17 protein-coding genes and 1 pseudogene are annotated in these 18001 nt (G+C 67.3%); 16 read left to right on the forward strand and 2 right to left on the reverse strand.

Annotation, left to right across the window (positions count from 1 at the left end; genetic code table 11):
* Nucleotides 1-8: 8 nt before the first annotated feature.
* From AC07VS_RS23410 to AC07VS_RS23455, 10 genes and pseudogenes are all read left to right on the forward strand, one after another.
* The gene (locus AC07VS_RS23410) at nt 9-800 is read left to right on the forward strand and encodes a F0F1 ATP synthase subunit B family protein (RefSeq protein ID WP_494752159.1); all 792 of its coding nucleotides are present in this window, start codon (nt 9-11) and stop codon (nt 798-800) included.
* Nucleotides 797-2362, forward strand: coding sequence for a F0F1 ATP synthase subunit alpha (locus tag AC07VS_RS23415; RefSeq protein WP_494752160.1), 1566 nt, complete (start codon nt 797-799; stop codon nt 2360-2362). Before AC07VS_RS23410 ends, AC07VS_RS23415 begins: the two co-directional genes overlap by 4 nt.
* Nucleotides 2359-3243, forward strand: coding sequence for a F0F1 ATP synthase subunit gamma (locus AC07VS_RS23420; protein WP_492345393.1), 885 nt, complete (start codon nt 2359-2361; stop codon nt 3241-3243). The genes AC07VS_RS23415 and AC07VS_RS23420 overlap by 4 nt, the downstream gene beginning before the upstream one ends.
* A 197-nt stretch (nt 3244-3440) precedes the next feature.
* Complete coding sequence (locus AC07VS_RS23425; RefSeq protein ID WP_494655990.1) at nt 3441-3851, forward strand: hypothetical protein; 411 nt, start codon at nt 3441-3443, stop codon at nt 3849-3851.
* A pseudogene (locus tag AC07VS_RS23430) lies at nt 3848-4122 on the forward strand (ribbon-helix-helix domain-containing protein). Before AC07VS_RS23425 ends, AC07VS_RS23430 begins: the two are co-directional and overlap by 4 nt.
* Before the next feature lie 176 nt (nt 4123-4298).
* Complete coding sequence (locus tag AC07VS_RS23435) at nt 4299-5006, forward strand: helix-turn-helix transcriptional regulator (protein WP_494752208.1); 708 nt, start codon at nt 4299-4301, stop codon at nt 5004-5006.
* Nucleotides 4996-5271 (forward strand): hypothetical protein, encoded by a 276-nt coding sequence (locus AC07VS_RS23440; RefSeq protein WP_494655993.1) that lies wholly within the window; start codon nt 4996-4998, stop codon nt 5269-5271. Before AC07VS_RS23435 ends, AC07VS_RS23440 begins: the two co-directional genes overlap by 11 nt.
* The gene (locus tag AC07VS_RS23445; protein ID WP_494655994.1) at nt 5258-5524 is read left to right on the forward strand and encodes a hypothetical protein; all 267 of its coding nucleotides are present in this window, start codon (nt 5258-5260) and stop codon (nt 5522-5524) included. Before AC07VS_RS23440 ends, AC07VS_RS23445 begins: the two co-directional genes overlap by 14 nt.
* A gap of 349 nt (nt 5525-5873) precedes the next feature.
* Nucleotides 5874-6617, forward strand: a complete 744-nt coding sequence (locus tag AC07VS_RS23450) for a LysM peptidoglycan-binding domain-containing protein (protein ID WP_494655995.1) — start codon at nt 5874-5876, stop codon at nt 6615-6617.
* Nucleotides 6605-7048, forward strand: a complete 444-nt coding sequence (locus tag AC07VS_RS23455) for a lysozyme inhibitor LprI family protein (protein ID WP_494752161.1) — start codon at nt 6605-6607, stop codon at nt 7046-7048. The genes AC07VS_RS23450 and AC07VS_RS23455 overlap by 13 nt, the downstream gene beginning before the upstream one ends.
* A 79-nt stretch (nt 7049-7127) precedes the next feature.
* Here the strand turns inward: AC07VS_RS23455 and ssuD are convergent, their stop codons facing one another.
* Together ssuD and AC07VS_RS23465 are read right to left on the reverse strand one after the other, a co-directional pair.
* Nucleotides 7128-8255 (reverse strand): FMNH2-dependent alkanesulfonate monooxygenase, encoded by a 1128-nt coding sequence (ssuD, locus tag AC07VS_RS23460; RefSeq protein WP_494655997.1) that lies wholly within the window; start codon nt 8253-8255, stop codon nt 7128-7130.
* A 121-nt stretch (nt 8256-8376) separates the two neighbouring features.
* The gene (locus AC07VS_RS23465; RefSeq protein WP_494752162.1) at nt 8377-9990 is read right to left on the reverse strand and encodes an ABC transporter substrate-binding protein; all 1614 of its coding nucleotides are present in this window, start codon (nt 9988-9990) and stop codon (nt 8377-8379) included.
* A gap of 284 nt (nt 9991-10274) precedes the next feature.
* Here AC07VS_RS23465 and AC07VS_RS23470 point away from each other — a divergent pair, with 284 nt between their 5' ends.
* The 6 genes from AC07VS_RS23470 to AC07VS_RS23495 all read left to right on the forward strand — a co-directional run bounded on the left by AC07VS_RS23470 (nt 10275) and on the right by AC07VS_RS23495 (nt 17895).
* On the forward strand, nt 10275-11273 hold the full coding sequence (locus AC07VS_RS23470) for an ABC transporter permease (RefSeq protein WP_494752163.1): 999 nt from the start codon (nt 10275-10277) through the stop codon (nt 11271-11273).
* 130 nt (nt 11274-11403) lie between these two features.
* The gene (locus AC07VS_RS23475; protein WP_494752209.1) at nt 11404-12264 is read left to right on the forward strand and encodes an ABC transporter permease; all 861 of its coding nucleotides are present in this window, start codon (nt 11404-11406) and stop codon (nt 12262-12264) included.
* Nucleotides 12265-12289: 25 nt separating this feature from the next.
* Nucleotides 12290-14026 (forward strand): ABC transporter ATP-binding protein, encoded by a 1737-nt coding sequence (locus tag AC07VS_RS23480; RefSeq protein ID WP_494752164.1) that lies wholly within the window; start codon nt 12290-12292, stop codon nt 14024-14026.
* Between the two features lie 117 nt (nt 14027-14143).
* Nucleotides 14144-15895: a dihydroxy-acid dehydratase gene (ilvD, locus tag AC07VS_RS23485; protein WP_494752165.1), complete on the forward strand. Its 1752-nt coding sequence runs from the start codon at nt 14144-14146 to the stop codon at nt 15893-15895.
* Nucleotides 15896-15958: 63 nt separating this feature from the next.
* Complete coding sequence (locus tag AC07VS_RS23490) at nt 15959-16183, forward strand: HNH endonuclease (RefSeq protein WP_492345402.1); 225 nt, start codon at nt 15959-15961, stop codon at nt 16181-16183.
* A gap of 146 nt (nt 16184-16329) precedes the next feature.
* Entirely contained in the window at nt 16330-17895 is a 1566-nt protein-coding gene (locus AC07VS_RS23495; RefSeq protein ID WP_494752166.1) for a methyl-accepting chemotaxis protein, read from the forward strand.
* Nucleotides 17896-18001 lie beyond the last annotated feature (106 nt).

The raw sequence follows: 18001 nt of genomic DNA on the forward strand, positions 1-18001 counted from the left end.
GCCCGCCCATGCACATCGACCTCTGGACGCTGTTGCTGCAGGCCTGCAACCTGGTGGTGTTGCTGCTGTTGCTGCGCTGGCTGTTTTACCGCCCCTTGTTGGCCGTGATCGAGGCCCGGCGCCAGGCCGTGCAGCAGACCCTGTCTGAGGCCCAGGCCGCTCGCGATCAGGCCCGTGCCCAACTGAGCGCGCTCGATCAGCAGCGCCAGACCGCCGACCTGGCGGCCCAGGCGGTGCTGCAGACGGCCCGTGAGCAAGCCGAGAAAGACAGCGCGGCCCGCCTGGAGGCGGCCCGGGTCGCCGTGCGCCAATGCCTGCAAGAGGCCCAGGCCCAGATCGGGCGCGAGCGCGTGCAGGCCGGCACGGCCCTGTACCAGGCCTCGGCCACCTTGGCCACCGAACTGGCGCAGCGCCTGCTGAGCCTCACCCCCGTGCCCGACGAGGCCTTCTGGCCGGCCCTGCTGGCCCGCCTGCAGGCCACCCCGGCCGCGCAACGGGCGCAGTGGCTGGCCACGGGCCACAGTGCCCCGGTGCTGGAGGTGGCCAGTGCCCATCCCTTGCCACAGCCGGTGCAGGCGCGGCTGACCCTGGACCTGCAGGGCGTCTTGAGCCCCGACGGCGACCCCGGGGAGGGCGCTGAGCTGGGCTGCGTGTTCGAGCCCGATGCCACCTTGCTGTGCGGCCTGGAGTTGCGCTTCGCCCATGGTGTGCTGGGCCTGAACTGGGCGGCCGAGTTGCAGGCGGCCCGGGCCGAGTTGCAACAACTGGCGGACCAGCCTGCACCGGAGCAGGGGGCATGACGGCCGCAGAACTGAGCTCGGAACCGAACACCGACCTGACCCTGGGCCTGGCCGCTTGGCGTGAGCGCGCCAGCGCACAACTGGGCCGTCTGCAGCCGCAGGCGCGCTTTGAGGAGCGGGGCCGGGTGCTCAGTGCGGCCGACGGCATTGCCCGGGTCACGGGCCTGCGCGGTGCACGGCTCAATGAGTTGCTGCATTTTGACGATGGGCGCCTGGGCTATGTGGCCGGCCTGCAGGCCGACAGCCTGGCCTGCGTGCTGCTGGACGACAGCCGCCGCCTGCGGGCCGGCGAAGCCGTGTTGCGCAGCGGCGACGTGGTGCGCGTGCCGGTGGGGCCGGCCCTGCTGGGCCGGGTGGTGGACCCGCTGGGCCGCCCGTTGGACGGCGCTGGCCCCATCGAGGCCAGTGACTGGTTGCCGGCCGAGCGCCCGGCCCCGGGCATCGTTGACCGCGACCTGGTGCATGAGCCGGTGCACACCGGCACCCTGGCCGTGGATGCGCTGTTCCCGCTGGGCCGCGGCCAGCGCGAGCTGATCATTGGCGACCGAGGCACCGGCAAGACCGCCTTGGCGCTGGACGCCTTGCTGGCCCAGCGCGACACCGACCTGGTCTGCGTCTACATCTCGGTGGGCCAGAAAAGCGAGTCGGCCGCTGCCGTGATCGAGGCTTTGAGGCGCCAGGGCAGCCTGGCGCGCAGCATCGTGGTGGTGGCCAGCGGCACCGACGCACCGGGCCTGCAGTGGCTGGCGCCGTTTGCCGGCTTTTCGATGGCCGAGTATTTTCGCGACCGCGGCGGCCATGCCCTGGTGGTGGTCGACGACCTCAGCCAGCACGCCGCCACCCACCGCGAATTGGCCCTGCTGATGCAACAGCCCCCGGGCCGCGAGGCCTACCCGGGCGACATCTTCTATGTGCATGCCCGTTTGCTGGAGCGCGCGGCCAAACTTTCGGCCGCACGGGGCGGGGGCTCGCTGACCGCCTTGCCCATTGCCCAGACCGAGGCCGGCAACCTGTCGGCCTACATTCCCACCAACCTGATCTCCATCACCGACGGTCAGATCGTGCTGGACAGCCGCCTGTTCGACCTGGGCCAGTTGCCGGCGGTGGACACCGGCCTCAGCGTGAGCCGTGTGGGCGGCAAGACCCAGGCGCCTCTGATGCGCGAGGCGGTGAACTCGCTGCGCCTGGACTACGCGGTGTTCCAGGAGTTGGAGATGTTCACCCGCTTCGGCACCGAGCTGGACACCCGGGTGCAGCAGCAGATGGCGCGGGGCCGATGCATCCGTGCGGTGCTGGCCCAGCCCCGGCTGGCGCCCCAGCCCGCGGCGCTGCAGCTGGCCTTGCTGATGGCGCTGCAGTCCGGTTGGTTGGATGGCCAGAACCTGGCCGGTCTACCGGCCTTGCTGGAGCGCTTGCGCGGGGCCTTGCCCGGCGTGCCTGAGTTGGCCGCACGGCTGGCTTCTCGCGAGGCCCTCGATGCCCTGGCCTTGAAGGGCTTGCAGCAAGACCTGGGCCACTGGTTCAGCCAGGTGGCAGGCGTGCCCGCCCGAGGCCCGGCATGAGTCAGACCGGCCCGGCCGAGGTGCAGGCCCGCCTGGCCACCGTGACGGGCTTTGGCGGGCTGGTCAATGCCATGCGGGGCATGGCGGCGGCCCGGGCGCAACAGGCTCGCAGCTTGATCGTCGGGGTCAACACCTATGCCGACACCGTGGCCCAGGCCATGGGCCAGGTGCTGAGCCTGCTGCCGACCGACCAGGCCCCCGACGCCCGGGCCGGCCTGCCGGGCAGCGCCACCGCTCGGGCGCAGGGCCTGTGCCTGGTGTTTGGGGCCGAGCAAGGCTTCAACGGCGGGTTTTCCGAACAGGTGCTGGCCGCCATCCCCCGAGCGGCCCCAGGGGCGCCCGGTCTCCGTTGTCTGGTGCTGGGTTCGCAGACCCAGCGGCTGGCAGCCGCCCGCGGCCTGGCGGTTGAGGGCGGTGCGCCTTTGGTGGCCCACGCCGAATCAGCCTTGGCGGCCGGCGAACGCCTCCATGCCTTGTTGCTGGAGTCCTTGCACCGCCAGCCGGCGAACGCGGTCGAGATGGTCTATGCCGAACTGGGGCCGGGCCAGCACTTTCAGGTGGTGTGCCGCCGCCTGCTGCCGCTGGACTGGCAGGCCCTGCCCGAGGCAGCGCGCGTGGCCCCGGTGGTGCATGAAAGCCCCGAGCGCCTGCTGCAGGGCCTGGCTGGCGAGTACGTGGCCGCCCGCCTGGCCCAGGCCGTGCTGCACAGCCACGCCAGCGAGAACCTGTCGCGTCTGCAGGCCATGGCGGCCGCGCAAGAGAACATCGGGCACCTGAAAGAGAGCCTGCAGGCCGACGAACGCCGCCTGCGCCAGGAAGCCATCACGGCCGAGGTGGTCGAACTGGCCGCCGGCCTGCGCAGCCTGCCCCACCCAGGCTGAGCGGCCAGACCGCCAGACCGCCGTGTTGGTCGGCGTGCCTGGGGTCTCTGGTGGCCGCCTGCGCGGGTGCTGTGCCAGCCAGCCGATCGGTTCGGTTCGGTTCGGTTCTTCGCCCGACGGCGGCCTTGGGGGCCGGATGGGCGGGCCATTTTGCAGCGCCCCGATGGCTAGACTGACCGATCCACCGGAGGCACCCCATGCGCTTGTTCAAACCCTTGTCGATCCTGTTGATGGCTTGCGCCGGTCTGGCCCAGGCACCCGCCGAGGCCCAGGGCCAGGGCCTGCAGGCCCCACTGCAGCAAAGCTTGGCCGAGCTGGTCAGCCGCATCAACCAGCCCCAGCCCGAGCTGATGGCCATTTTTGCCCCCGTGTTCCGCGAGCAGGTCAGTGCCTCGTCCCTGGAGGCCCTGCTGGCCGACCTGCGCAGCCGCCTGGGCCCTTGTCGGCCTCTGGCCCAGGCCCCGGGGCCGACACCCAGCTCGGCCAGCGTGCTGCTGCGCTGCGAGCGCGGCATCCAGGCCCTCGACCTCAGCATCGAGGCCGAGGCGCCGCACCGGATCAATGGCTTTTTCGTGCGGCAGCGTTATGCGGTGGAGAATGCGCCATGAGGACCACTCAACAAATGAGGATCACCCGGCCAAGGACATGGCTGACGTGGTCAAAGCCAAGGTCAGTGCGGGCGAGTACGCCAGCGAAAGCGAAGTGGTCCGCGACGGCTTGCCAGCGTTGACGGCCTGGGATCGAGCGGTGGACGACTGGTTGCATCAGCAGGTGGGCCCAGGCCATGACGAGCTGAAGGCCAACCCATCACAGCTTGTCACCGCCGAGCAGGTGCGTGTGTACCTGGCTGCAATGCATGCCAAGCTCCTGTCTCCCTAGACCCATCTCTCAGTTTCCTTGTCGGCGTGATACCGAAGGGAAGCTGGTTGACCAAGCGCCACTTGGCGTTGCGTGACTTGATGGGCAGCGCGGGGCGATCTGACAATGGCGGGGGAGGGCTTGAATTGGTCAATAAAATGACCAAAAATATAGCTTTTGCTAAAAATAACGACCAAATGAACACTTCTACTCTGAGTGCAGTCATCGAGCGTCAGTTGCTTTTGCAATTAGGGGAGCGCTTGTCGCGCCTGCGTCAAGACAAGCGATTGGGCACTGTGGAGATGGCGGCGCTTGCCGGCATTTCTCGCAATACCTTGAGAGCCATTGAGGCAGGTGATCCCGGCCCGGCGATGGGCAATTACTTGCGGGTCATGTCGGTTCTAGGTGTCGCAGCGGATCTGGCTTTGTTGTGTGGCGATACGCTGCATCCCGCTTCAGCCAGGTCGGCTGCCGGAAGATCAAGTCGAATTGCGCCCGCCGTCCAGGTGCGGATTTCTGTTGATCCGACAAAGCACCAACTCCAGGATCTGCAAAGTCTGGCCCTGCATGAAGAAGCGGTCCGGCAAGGCAAGACCAACCCCGACTTGTTGGCCCAGGCTCGCCAGACGGCAGAGTGTTGGCTGGATCGGGGCGAGTCACGATCCAGAGGCTTGTGGTGTGAGTGGATCGAAATTCTGGATGCGGGAGCTTGGCGCAAGGTCTTGGGTCGCAGTCGCCGCGCTCAGCAATTGAGGCAGGCATCGCCGCTGGTGACGGTTCTCACAGAACCCTGTCGCCAGCAGGTTCTTCAGCAGGTGAGAGCCCTCAGAGAGGGCATGGAGATCAGCAGTGATTTGGCAAGCCCTGCTGAGCCAGCAAAACCGGTCACCCTCCATGAATCGTGAAGACCTTGAGCACATCATTCGGGCCAGCGCCCAGATCACGGATCAATACGAGTTCGTGATCATCGGCAGCCAGTCCATATTGGGGTCCATCAGCGAGCCTGATGCTGCTTTGACCGTTTCGATGGAAGCCGACATCTATCCCCTTACGGCGCCAGAGTTGGCCGATCTGATTGAAGGGGCCATCGGCGAAGGGTCGATGTTTCACGATCAGTTTGGTTACTACGCCCAGGCTGTGGGGGCCAGAAACCGCCGTGCTGCCGCATGACTGGATGAACCGTGTGCACCGTGTACAAAACCTGAACACCGGCGGGCGGGTGGGGTACTGCCTCGATGTTTTGGACCTGTTTCTTGCCAAAGCCACGGCTGGGCGCGAGAAGGACAGGGTGTTTTGCACCGCGTTGCTGGTTCACCAGCATGTCAGCTTGTCTGCCGCCATGGCCTTGGTGAGCACCATGCCCTTGGACGTCTCACAGCAGCGCACGCTGCGCTCGCGTATCAGACGCTGGGCCTCAATCTGAGGAGACGGTTGGGTGCGCTGTTCAAGCTCTGTGTCACGACGCCGCCACCGCCCGCCCATCAAAGGCCCTGCCCGTCAGCACCTGATCGCGCAGGGTGCCCGGTTTCTTGCCGGCCAGCAGCGGGAAGACCCGTCAATAAGGCAGATGGTCATGTTGAGGTTGCCGCGTACGGCTTGATGGGCGCCTGGGCAGTTTTGCGGCTGAAGTGCCATGGCCGGATGCTGGTGCGCTGGTCGCTTGTATGCCGCAGGACTCCACCGATACCGAGATCTTTTGGATTGCCCCCATCTTCTGAATGGCTTGCCGCAGCATAGGCACCCGATTGTGCTCCTCACTTGAAAGGAGATGTATGACCGTGCAGGCACCTGTGAAGACGGGCCTCCAGCTTTGGCAGGACGGCATCAGCAAGGCCCTTGGCGATGCCCGTTGGAACGAATGGGATTGCGAAGTTCAGACGGCAGTCAATGAGTACAACCGCCACCTTTCCCGTACCCCAGGTTTTCTTCCGTTGGACTGGCAACTCATCAAAGCCATCCTGTGGGTTGAAACTGGCGCGCATGCTTCAGAATGGAAAATCAAACCCATGCAAATTGGTGTCGTTGGCGATCCAGGGATGACTGCGCTTCTCTCTGACAGAGAAGGGGGGCATTTGATCATTCCACCGGCTTTGAAAGGCAGGTTGACCCCGGTAGGCATCCGTGCTGTTCCGGCTCTCAATATCCGGGCTGGGATCGGGTACTTGCTCATGCGCATGGCCAATTTTGAATACCAAAGTCAGCCGAGCGCAGACACCAGAACCTATCAGGTTGTGATCATGCCGGGTGACAGTTTTGAAAAAGTGGCGAAGGCGCATGGAACAACCGTCGATATGCTCAAAAAATTAAATCCCTCATCCGGCATTCTTCGGCCGGGGCAGGTGTTGAATTACAAAAAAGCATCGATTCAAAAGGTCATTACTGGTTGGAAGAATTTTTCGACCTTGTCGGTGGCCCTGAATTACAACTCCATGCGACGAGATATCAATTACGCCAAAAAGTTGGATCATGCTTTGTTGTTGATGCGTCAAGGGGAGTCCGGTCGATGCACACCCTGAATCGCATGGTTTTCTGTCTGGCTGTACCTTTCGCTCTTTCGGTATCTGCTGCCCCAGCAGATCCGATTCGCAGTGAACGAGGGCTGCTGGAGGAGTGTGGCGCATTTTCTCAAGCAGGAATGCGGGACTGCCTTGCCGCGAAGGCCGAAGCCAGTCAGAGCGCATTGCGGCAAGCTGAAGAGATGGGTGCTCGAATGCTATTGCGGTGGGATGAGGACGTTCAATATGTCAAGGGCGCCAAAGCCAAGCTGGTGGCCGCCAACGCGGCCTTCGCCAAGTACCGCGAAACCCAATGTCAATTTTCGGCTTCGATCAGCGGTGGCGGGGCGGGCAATGGCCATGAGATGGGCCGCTTGGCTTGCCTTGCAACGTTGAACAACAGACGCGCCGAACAACTGCGTGAGGCGCTGTCTGATTTGCCTGTGAAATAGCGCCTCGCGAGCGTTGGGCCATCCCATGAACGTTCTGCTCGATGAGGGCAGTCCGCCTGCGTGACAACCCGAAGCTCTGTCACGATGCCGCCACCGCCCGCCCATCAAAGGCCCCGCCCGTCAGCACCTGATCGCGCAGGGTGACCGGTTTCTTGCCGGGCAGCAGCGGGAAGACCAGCTCCGCGAAGCGGATGGCTTCTTCGAGGTGGGGGTAGCCTGACAGCACAAAGCTGTCCACGCCCAGGTCGGCGTATTCCTTCAGGCGCTTGGCGACGGTTTCGGGGTCGCCCACCAGGGCGGTGCCGGCGCCACCGCGCACCAGGCCCACGCCGGCCCACAGATCGGGGCTGATCTCGAGCTTGTCGCGCTGGCCGCCATGCAGTTCGGCCATGCGGCGCTGGCCGACCGAATCCATGCGCTTGAAGTTCTGCTGGGCCGCGGCGATGTCGGCATCGCTCAGTCGGCTGATCAGGCGCTCGGCTTCGGCCCAGGCCTCGGCCCGGGTTTCGCGCACGATCACCTGAAGGCGCACGCCAAAGCGCACGGTGCGGCCATGCTGGGCGGCCCGGGCGCGCACATCGGCGATCTTTTCGGCCACTTGAGCGGGCGGTTCGCCCCAGCTCAGGTAGGCGTCGACATGCTTGGCCGCCAGCTCGTGCGCGGCCGGTGACGAGCCGCCAAAGTACAGCGGCGGGTAGGGCTGGCTGACCGGCGGGAAGTGGTTCCTGGCCCCTTGCACCTGCAGGTGCTGGCCCTTGAAGTCCACGGTTTCGCCCTGCAGCAGGCGCTTCCACACGGTCAGAAATTCGTCCGCTGCATCGTAGCGGGCGTCGTGGTCCAGAAACACGCCGTCGGCGGCCAGTTCGGTGGCATCCCCACCGGGCACCACGTTGAGCAGCAGGCGGCCGCCCAGGGCCTGGTCCAGCGTGGCGGCCTGGCGGGCCGAGGCGGTCGGGCCCGACAGCGAGGTGCGCAGCGCCACCAGCAGCTTGATGCGTTGTGTGGCACCGACCAGGCTGGAGGCCGTCACCCAAGGGTCCAGGCAGGAACTGCCGGTGGGGATCAGCAAGCCGTCATAGCCCAGTTGCTCGGCGGTCACCGCGATCTGGCGCATGTAGGCGTTGGTGGCGGGGCGGCCGAAGTCGGACTTGCCCAGGTAGCGCGTGTCGCCCGAGGTGGGCAGGAACCAGAAGATGTCGAGGCTCATGGTGTTCTCTTTTTCCTTGTGTTTGAAAAATGAGGGAAAGGGGTGAAGCTACTGCGTGGTGTGGATGTTTGTTTGGAACGCGGGCAAGGGTGGACAAGGGCGGCCCAGGGCCGCCTTGGCATCAGGGCGCCAGGTACAGCTCGGAGAAGCTGCCGCGGATGCCCTCGCCGGTGGGCGCGTATTGGTGAACGCGCTTGCTGCTCACGGTCACGTTCGGGTTGGCACCCACCTCGATCGACGGGATGTCCTTGTGCACCTGCTGCTGGAAGGCCACGAACAGGTCGCGCCGCTTGGCCTCGTCCACCTCGACAGCGGCGGCCTCCAGCAGGCGGTCCACCTCGGGGTTGACGTAGTGCGGTGCGTTCGAGAACGGCAGGCCGACCTTGAAGTTCTTGGACCAGAAGATGCGCTGCACGCCCACCGAGGGGTCGAAGATGTTGGTCAGCGATTCGAAGGTGACGTCAAAAGCGCGGTCGGTGTAGGCTTTGGTCACGTAGGTGGCAAAGTCGTAGGCCTCGATGTTGGCGTCCACGCCGATGCGGCCCAGTGACTGGCGCACAAAGTCAACCGCCCGGCGGTCGACAAAGGGGTTGAACAGCAGGCGCAGCTTCAGGCGCGTGCCTTGGGCGTCGCGCTTGTAGCCGACGGTGTCCAGATCAGCCTCGGCCTGCTTGGGGTTGAAGGGGTAGGGCTGGATGCTCTTGTCGTGGTAGCGGCTTTGCAAGGTGCCGATGGGCGAGGCCGACAACTTGCCCAGGCCCAGCCAGACGGTGCGGTTGAAGGCATTCAGGTCGAGGGCCTGGGCCAGGGCGCGGCGCACCTCGATCTTCTGCAGCGCCGGGGTGTCCAGGTTGAAGTAGATCTGCTGGTGGTCGCCCACATAGGCCCAGTTGCGCGATTCCACATTCACGTTGGGCAGCTTCTTGAAGCGCTCCACGTCGGTGATCGGAATGCCGCCCCCGCCGGCGCCCAGGTCCAGGCTGCCGGACTCCAGCGCGGCGGCGCGTGCGGCCGAATCGGTGACAAAGCGCACCACCACGCGGTCCAGGTAAGGCTTGGGCTTGTCCCAGTAGTGGGGGTTGCGCTCCAGGATGATGTGGCTGCCTTGCACCCACTCCTTGAACACAAAAGGCCCGGTGCCCACGGGGGCGCTGTTGTATTTGCTGGTGGCCACGTCGCCGCCTTCGTACAGGTGCTTGGGCACGATGGGCGATTCGGCCGCGGCCAGGGCGGTCAGCAGAAAGGGCGAGGGCTTGCTGAGCACGATCACCGCGGTGTGGGCATCCGGCGTGCGCACCTCGGTCACGTTGGCAAAGGTGGCGCGGCCGCGTGGGTGTACCTGTTTCAAGGTGTTGATCGAGAAGGCCACGTCGGCGGCGGTGAAATCCTTGCCGTCGTGCCATTTCACGCCTCGGCGCAGCTCGAACCTGTACTGCAGGCCATCCTTGCTGACGGTCCAGGCCGTGGCCAGCAGGGGTTTGGGGCGCAGCTCTTCGTCGTAGGTGAGCAGGCCTTCCACGATCTTGGGGCCGATCTCGGTGTTGCCGCCGGCCGTGGTGGTCAGGGGCACGATGGACGCGGGCACCGGGCTGATCGCCCAGTTGAGGGTGCCACCCGGCTTGGCCTGGGCCAGGGCGGCCGGGCCGCTCAGGGCCAGCAGGCCGGCCGTGGACAGGGCCAGGACCCGGCGGCGGTTCAAGGCGGTTGGGAAGAAGGGCAGGGTGCTTGCGGACATGCGCGTGTTCTCGGGTTGCAAAAGTCTTGGACCTGCGCATGGTCCGGCCCGGCCGCCCCCCTGACAACGAATCTTTGGTCGCTTGCTAACTACTTTTCTGCTGCCTGGGTGTGGGGTGGCGTTGGGGGGCGGGCCTTGGGGCGCGCATTCATGAAACGTGCATGCATAGAACGATTTGTTCGTTGGCCACGGGGGAGGGGCTGGCTAGCATCGCCCACTTTCAGACCTTCCAAGGCCCCTCTCATGTTGTTTCATGCCTTTCAGGCCACCCACCGGAGCGTGCCATGAGCCTGAGCGCTGAGCGTTGGCGCGCCATCGGGCGGACCCTGCGCCGCACGGCCTGGCAGGCCCTGCCGACCGTGCTGGGCGTGGTGGTGCTCAACTTCTTTTTGATGCAACTGGTGCCGGGCGATGCCGCCGACGTGGTGGCCGCTGAATCGGGCTCGGCCACGGCCGAGACCATGGCGCAGCTGCGCCACCATTTCGGGCTGGACCTGCCGGTGCTGCACCAACTGGCCAACTACCTCAGCCACCTGGCGCACTTCAGCCTGGGCACCTCACCGCGCTACAACCTGCCGGTGACCGAGCTGATCGGCGCGCGCCTGGGCAACACCTTGTTGTTGATGGTGGCGGCCCTCAGCCTGGCCCTGGCCCTGGGCATTGCGCTGGGCACCGTGATGGCCAGCCAGGTCGGGCGCTGGCCCGACCGGGTGCTGTCGGTGCTGGCCCTGCTTCTGTATTCCACCCCGGGCTTCTGGCTGGGGCTGATGGCCATCGTGCTGTTCTCGGTCAAGCTGGGCTGGTTGCCCACCGGCGGCAGCGGCAGCATCGGCGCCGGCTTGAGCGGGCTGGACCGGGTGCTCGACACCCTGCGCCATCTGGTGCTGCCGGCCCTGGCCATGGCGGGCTTCTATGTGGCGATCTTCTCGCGCCTGACCCGGGCCGCCATGCTCGAGGTCAGCCAGCAGGACTTTGTGCGCACGGCCATCGCCAAGGGCCTGCACCCCTGGGCGGTCACGCTGCGCCATGTGCTGCGCAACGCGCTGATCCCCGTCACCACCGTGGCCGGCATGCACTTCGGCACCTTGCTGGGCGGTGCCGTGGTGGTCGAGACCGTGTTCAGCTGGCCCGGGCTGGGACGGCTGGCCTTCGAGTCGGTGATGGCGCGTGACTACACCGTGCTGCTGGGCATTTTGCTGATGTCTTCGCTGCTGGTGATCCTGGCCAATCTGCTGGTCGATCTGCTGCATGCCGCGCTGGACCCGCGCATCGGTTTGCGCTGAGGCGCGCCCGCGGAACCTCACCTCTTGAATCTGTCACTCGGAGAACGCCAACGTGTCGTCTGTTCCTCTTTCTGCCAGCACCGGCGTGGCCGCCCACGTGCCTGGCGTGGCCCTGCAGCCTGCGCCCGCTCTGCTCGTACCAGAACCCGGCCCCCGTCGCTTCGTGGCCCTGAAGACCTTGCTGCGCAACCCGGCGGCCGTGCTGGGGGCGGTGATCCTGCTGGGCATGACCGCCCTGGCGCTGCTGGCGCCCTGGCTGTTCCCGGGCGACCCGCTCGACATGGTGGCCCAGCCCCTGCTGTGGCCGGGGCTGGACGCGGCCTACCCGCTGGGCAGCGACTCACTGGGCCGCGATGTGCTGGCCGGGATGGCCCATGGCGCCCGCGTGTCGCTGGCGGTGGGCGTGGTGGCGGCCGTGCTCAGCCTGGCCATCGGCATCGCGGTGGGCGCTACGGCGGGTTACCTGGGCGGTGTGGTGGATGACGTGCTGGTGCGCCTGACCGAGCTGGTGCAGACCGTGCCCACCTTTTTGCTGGTGATCGTGGTGGTGGCCATCGGTCGCCCCTCGGTGGGTGTGATCGTGCTGGCCATCGGCCTGGCTTCATGGCCCGTGATTGCGCGTCTGGTGCGGGCCGAGTTCCGCACCCTGCGCGAGGCCGAGTTTGTGCTGGCGGCGCGCAGCCAGGGTTTCAGCCACCTGCGCATCATGGCGCAAGAGATGCTGCCCAACGCCTTGCCGCCGGTGATCGTCACCACCTCGGTGCTGGTGGCCAGTGCCATCCTGATCGAGTCGGCCTTGTCCTTTCTCGGCATGGGCGACCCGAATGCCGTCTCGTGGGGCAGCATGATCGGCGAGGGGCGCGAGCTGCTGCGCACCGCCTGGTTTCTGACCGCCTTGCCCGGCGCGGCCATTGTGTTGACCGTGCTGGCCCTGAACCTGCTGGGCGACGGCCTGAACGACGCCTTCAACCCGCGCCTGCGTGGCCGTTGACACTGAACCTCACCGCGTGCTCACCATGACCCTCTCCATTGCATCCCAGCAGGCCGCCCAGGCCCAGGCTCCCCTGCTCGACATCCAGGACCTGAGCATCGCGTTTCGCGGCTCCCAGGGTTGGGTCCATGCCGTCAGCCATCTGAACCTCAGCCTGCAGCGCGGCGAAACCCTGGCCCTGGTGGGCGAGTCGGGTTGCGGAAAATCGACCACGGCCCTGTCGCTGCTGCGCCTGCTGGCCCCCGGGGCCGAGGTGACAGGCCGGCTGCTGTTCGAGGGGCGCGACATCCTGCAACTGCGCCCGCCCGAGCTGCGGGCCCTGCGCGGGCGCGAGATCTCGATGATCTTCCAGGAGCCCATGACCTCGCTCAACCCCGTGCACACCATCGGGGCCCAGATCGCCGAGACCCTGCGCCTGCATGAAGGCCTGTCGGCCCTGGCGGCCCGGCGCCGTGCCATCGAACTGCTGGACCTGGTGCGCATCCCCGAGCCGCAGCGACGCATCGATGACCACCCGCACAAGCTGTCGGGCGGGCAGCGCCAGCGCGTGATGATCGCCATGGCCGTGGCCTGCCGCCCGCGCCTGCTGGTGGCCGATGAGCCGACCACCGCGCTCGATGTCACCATCCAGGCCCAGATCCTGGAGCTGCTGGACGGCCTGCGCCGTGAACTCGACATGGCCTTGCTGCTGATCACCCACGACCTGGGCGTGGTCTCGCAATGGGCCGATCGCGTGGCCGTGATGTTCGGTGGCGAAAAAGTCGAAGAGGCTGACACGGCCACCCTGTTTGCCCAGCCCCGCCACGCCTACACCCGCGGCCTGCTGGGGGCCTCGCTGCACGCCGGCCAGGTGCCGCACAGCAGCGAACGCCGCCTGCCCGAGATCAACACCGCCATCGACCCGGCCACGGGCCAGCGCCGCTTCGAGCTGGTGCAGCCGGCGCGCCGGGCCCCGCAGCCCGCCGTGCTGCCCACCGGCCAGCCCCTGCTGCAGGTGCAGGACCTGCGCACCGCCTACCGGGGGCGCGACGGGGCCCTGGTGCATGCGGTGGATGGGGTGTCGTTCGAACTGCGGGCCGGCGAGACGCTGGGCCTGGTGGGCGAGTCGGGCTGCGGCAAGTCCACCCTGTCCAAGACCCTGCTGCGCCTGCTCGACCCGGCCGAGGGCCGCATCGTGCTCGACGGCACCGACATCGCCGGGCTGCCTGAGCGTGCGCTCAAACCCTGGCGGCGCCGCATCCAGATGGTGTTCCAGGACCCCTATGCCTCGCTCAACCCCCGGCGCAGCGTGCAGGACATCCTGGACACGGTGCTCAAGGTGCATGACGTGGCCTCACGCGATGAGCGCCGCCGCCGCATCGGTGAGATCCTGGAGCGTGTGGGCCTGCCCGCCTCGGCCGCCAGCCGCTACCCCAATGAATTCTCGGGCGGCCAGCGCCAGCGCATCGGCATAGCCCGGGCGCTGGTGGTGCGGCCCGCCCTGGTGGTGCTCGACGAGCCGGTGTCGGCGCTCGACGTGTCCATCCAGGCGCAGATCCTGAACCTGCTGGTCGATCTCAAGCAGGATTTCGGCCTGTCCTACCTGTTCATCTCGCACGACCTGTCGGTGGTGCGCCACATCGCCGACCGGGTGATGGTGATGAACCAGGGCCGCATCGTCGAGGCCGGCCACCACCGCGAGATCTGGGAGCGACCGCAACACCCGTACACCCGCAGCCTGATCCAGGCGGCACCGCACGCGGACCGACGCCGCGCGGCCTGACCTGGATCCGGCAAGACGGGCGCGGTGAGCGCCCTGCAGGCTGGCGAATGGGGTGCTAAAGTGCCCCTCACCCCGCAGGGCGCCGCCCTCAGAACGGGGCCAGGAGACCTGTACCCCATGAGTGACGATTCCTCTGCGGCCAAGCCGCCCCGCTACCGTTCGGCCACCCTGGTCGAAGGCACCATCCGCGCCACCACGCGCAGCTTTCTGTACGCCCTGGGGCAGGACGATGAGGACATCGCCCGGCCCCACATCGGTGTGTTTCACACCGGCGGTGAAATGAGCCCCTGCAACCTCAACCTGCGCGAGCAGGCCCAACACGCCAAGACCGGCATCTACGCCGCGGGCGGCACACCGCACGAATGCCCGGTGGTGTCGGTGAGCGACGGCCTGACCATGGCCCACTCGGGCATGCGCTTTTCGCTGGTCTCGCGCGAGCTGATTGCCGACAGCGTCGAGGCCTCGGTGCGCGGCCACCAATGGGACGGCATCTTTGCCATCGGGGCCTGCGACAAGAACCTGCCGGGTCTGATGATGGGCATCGTGCGCTGCAACGTGCCCGGCGTGTTCGTGCATGGCGGCTCGGCGTTGCCGGGGCAGATGCCCGGGCCCGACGGGCGCGACCTCAATGTGGTCGATACCTACGAGACCATCGGCCAGGTGTTGGCCGGCCAGGCCAGCACCGAGGAACTGGCCCAGGTCAGCCACGCCTGCCTGCCCACGGCCGGGGCTTGTGCCGGCCAGTTCACGGCCAACACCATGGGCATGGTCAGCGAGGCCCTGGGCCTGGCGCCCATCGGCTCCAGCATGGTGCCCGCCGTGTTCAGCGAGCGCGCGCCCTTGATGCGGCGCACGGCACGCCAGTTGATGGCCGCGGTGCAGGCCTCTTTGACCGGCGGCGGGCCCCTGCCGCGCGAGGTGATCACGCGTGAGGCGCTGGAGAACGCCTGCGCCGTGGTGTCGGCCACGGGGGGCTCGACGAATGCGGCCCTGCACATCCCGGCCATCGCACACGAGGCCGGCATCCGCTTTCACCTCGACGACGTGGCCGAGGTCTTCGCCCGCACCCCGCTGATCGCCGACCTGCGCCCCGGTGGCCGTTACCTGGCGCGCGATGTGCACTACATCGGAGGGGCCGGGGTGATCCTGCGCGAGTTGCTGGCGGGCGGCTACCTGCATGGCCAGGCCCTGACCTACACCGGGCGCACCCTGGCCGAAGAACTGGCCACGGCGGGCGCCCCCGATGGGCGCGTGGTGCGGCCCATCGACCAGGCCCTGAGCCGCGACGGTGGCGTGGCCGTGCTCAAGGGCAATCTGTGCCCCGATGGGGCCCTGCTCAAGACGGCCGGCCTCAAAACCCTGGTGCACACCGGCCCCGCTCGGGTGTTCGAGAGCGAGGAAGAGGCCCAGGCCGCCGTGCAGGGCCTGCGCTACCAGGTGGGCGATGTGATCGTGATCCGCAACGAAGGCCCCCGGGGCAGCCCTGGCATGCGCGAGATGCTGGGCATCACCGCCTTGCTGTACGGGCAGGGGGTGGGCGACAAGGTGGCCTTGTTGACCGACGGTCGCTTTTCAGGCGCCACCCGCGGCCTGTGCATCGGCTATGCCGGGCCCGAGGCCGTGGCCGGGGGCCCGATCGGGTTGCTGCAGGACGGCGACATCGTGCGCATCGACGCCCGGCCCGAGGCGCGCAGCATCAGCGTGGACTTGAGCGAGGCCGAACTGGCCCGGCGTGCCGCTGCTGCAGCCCGCCACCAGCGCCCGCCGCTGGGCGGCGTGCTGGAGAAGTACGCCGCCACCGTGCGCCCAGCGCACCAGGGCGCGGTCACCCATTCTGGGGGCGTGGTGTGGCTGCGTGACGACAGCTGATGCCGGCGCTTTCCGTATGATCCGGCGGCCCGGCACACGCCGGGGCCACTGCTGGAACCTGACATGAGCAAACTGGGTCTGACCCGCGAAAAAATCTACAAAACTGTGGCCCGCCAGCTGCACGGCCAGGTGCCGTGCTGGGTGTGCGGCCAGCATGTGCCCCATGCCGAGGCCACGCTGGAGCACATCCAGCCCTTGAGCGAGGGGGGCAACAGCCACCTGGAGAACCTCGCCATCAGCCACGGCCATTGCAACAGCCAGCGCCATGCCAAAGGGGCGGCAGGCTGAGTCATGAATTCTTGATCTTCATCAGTTTGATGGCGCCCGAGACCAGGATCTTGGGTCAAGTGGTTACATTTAGAAACTAACATGGCCCCCCTGGGGCCTTCGGTCCTGGCCGCGCCATTGTTCGCACCCTGTCCTGTACCCCTGTCATGAACCACACTGCCTCCGCCTCCTCGGGCCACAAGCTCGCCCACACCCTGTCTGGCCTCATGGGGGCGCTGGTTCTGGGATGCATGACCGTCGGGGGCCTGGCCCTGACGGCCGTGACCTGGATCGACGGCGAGGCCTTGCAGGCCCAGCAGGCGCTGGCCGAGCGCCATCAACTGGTACTGCGCTGGCAGGCCGAGATCCGCATCACCAACGATGCCGCACTGTCGTCCGTGATGAACACCAACCCGGTGTCCCAGGGCGTGCTGGACCAGCGGGTTCAGGCCGGCTCGACCGCCATTGCCGAGCTCAGCGCCCAGCTGGGCCGGGCCCAGGCCAGCGAGGCCGAAAAGCAAGCCATGGCCCAGGTGCAGCAGCAGGGCACCCAGGTCGCGGCGGCCATTGCCAAGCTGCAGCAGACCAAGGCGGCGGGCGAACTCGCCCGGGCCGTGCTGGGCGTGAACCGCGAACTCAAACCCTTGGTCGAAGCGCAGCTGAAATCGCTGCAGGCCTACAGCGCCCAGGTGGCCCAGGCCACGGCCGATCAGGCCAAGGCCTATGAAACCCAACGTCGCGACGTGCTGTGGTTGGCTCTGGCCGGTGCTGCCGTGGCCGTGGCGCTGGGCCTGGGCTTGAGCCTGCGCATCAGCCGCCGGATCGCGCGCGACATCGAAGCGGGCCTGCGCACCGCCGAGGCGATCGCCGCGGGCGATCTGGGGCAGTCGGTGCAGTCGCAACGCCGGGATGAACTCGGTGACCTGGTGCGCGCCCTGGAGCGCATGCGTCAGCGCCTGGGGGGCACCTTGCGCGACATCCAGCATTCGGTGGGCCAGATGGCCACCGCCACCCGTGAGATCGCCAGCGGCAACCAGGACCTGCACCAGCGCAGCGAACAGGCCGCCGATGAGCTCAAGACCACGGCCGATGCGATGGGCGAGATCCATCAGGGCATGCAGCAGGCGGCCAATGCCGCGGTCACGGCCCGGCACCTGGCCGAACAGACCTCTGAGGTGGCCGGTCGGGGCGGTGCGGTGGTGGGCGAGGTGGTCAGCACCATGGATCAGATCTCGCAGGCCAGCCGCCGCATCGCCGACATTGTGGGCGTGATCGACGGCATTGCCTTCCAGACCAACATCCTGGCCTTGAACGCCGCCGTCGAGGCAGCCCGTGCCGGTGAGGACGGGCGCGGATTTGCGGTGGTGGCTGGCGAGGTGCGCACCCTGGCCCAGCGCTCGGCCGCCGCCGCGCGCGAGATCAAGACCCTGATCGGCGGCAGTGTGGAGCGGGTCGAGGCTGGCTCCCGGCTGGTCACCGATGCCGGCCAGACCATGCGCGAGATCGTGGCTGGCGTGGCCCAGGTGTCCGAGGCCATCCGCCAGATCAGCGACTCGACGGCCTCGCAAAGCCAGGGCATTGAGAGCGTCAATGGTGCCATCGGTCAGCTCGACGCGGTGACCCGCGAAAACACCCGCCGGGTGCAGGACAGCACAGCCGCGGCCCAGGCCTTGCAACATGAGGCCAGTCACCTGGCCGAGGCGGTGGACCGCTTCCGTCTGGCGGCTGCCTGAACCTCGCTGCTGACCTGCCCGGACCCTGCTCGACAGGGTAGGGCGCAGTCTGTAAGACAATCTCACCCTTTGGCACCCCGGTCCGGGGCTGTGTTCGGGGGGCATG

It is taken from the genome of Curvibacter sp. GW821-FHT01G03, from assembly GCF_059422285.1.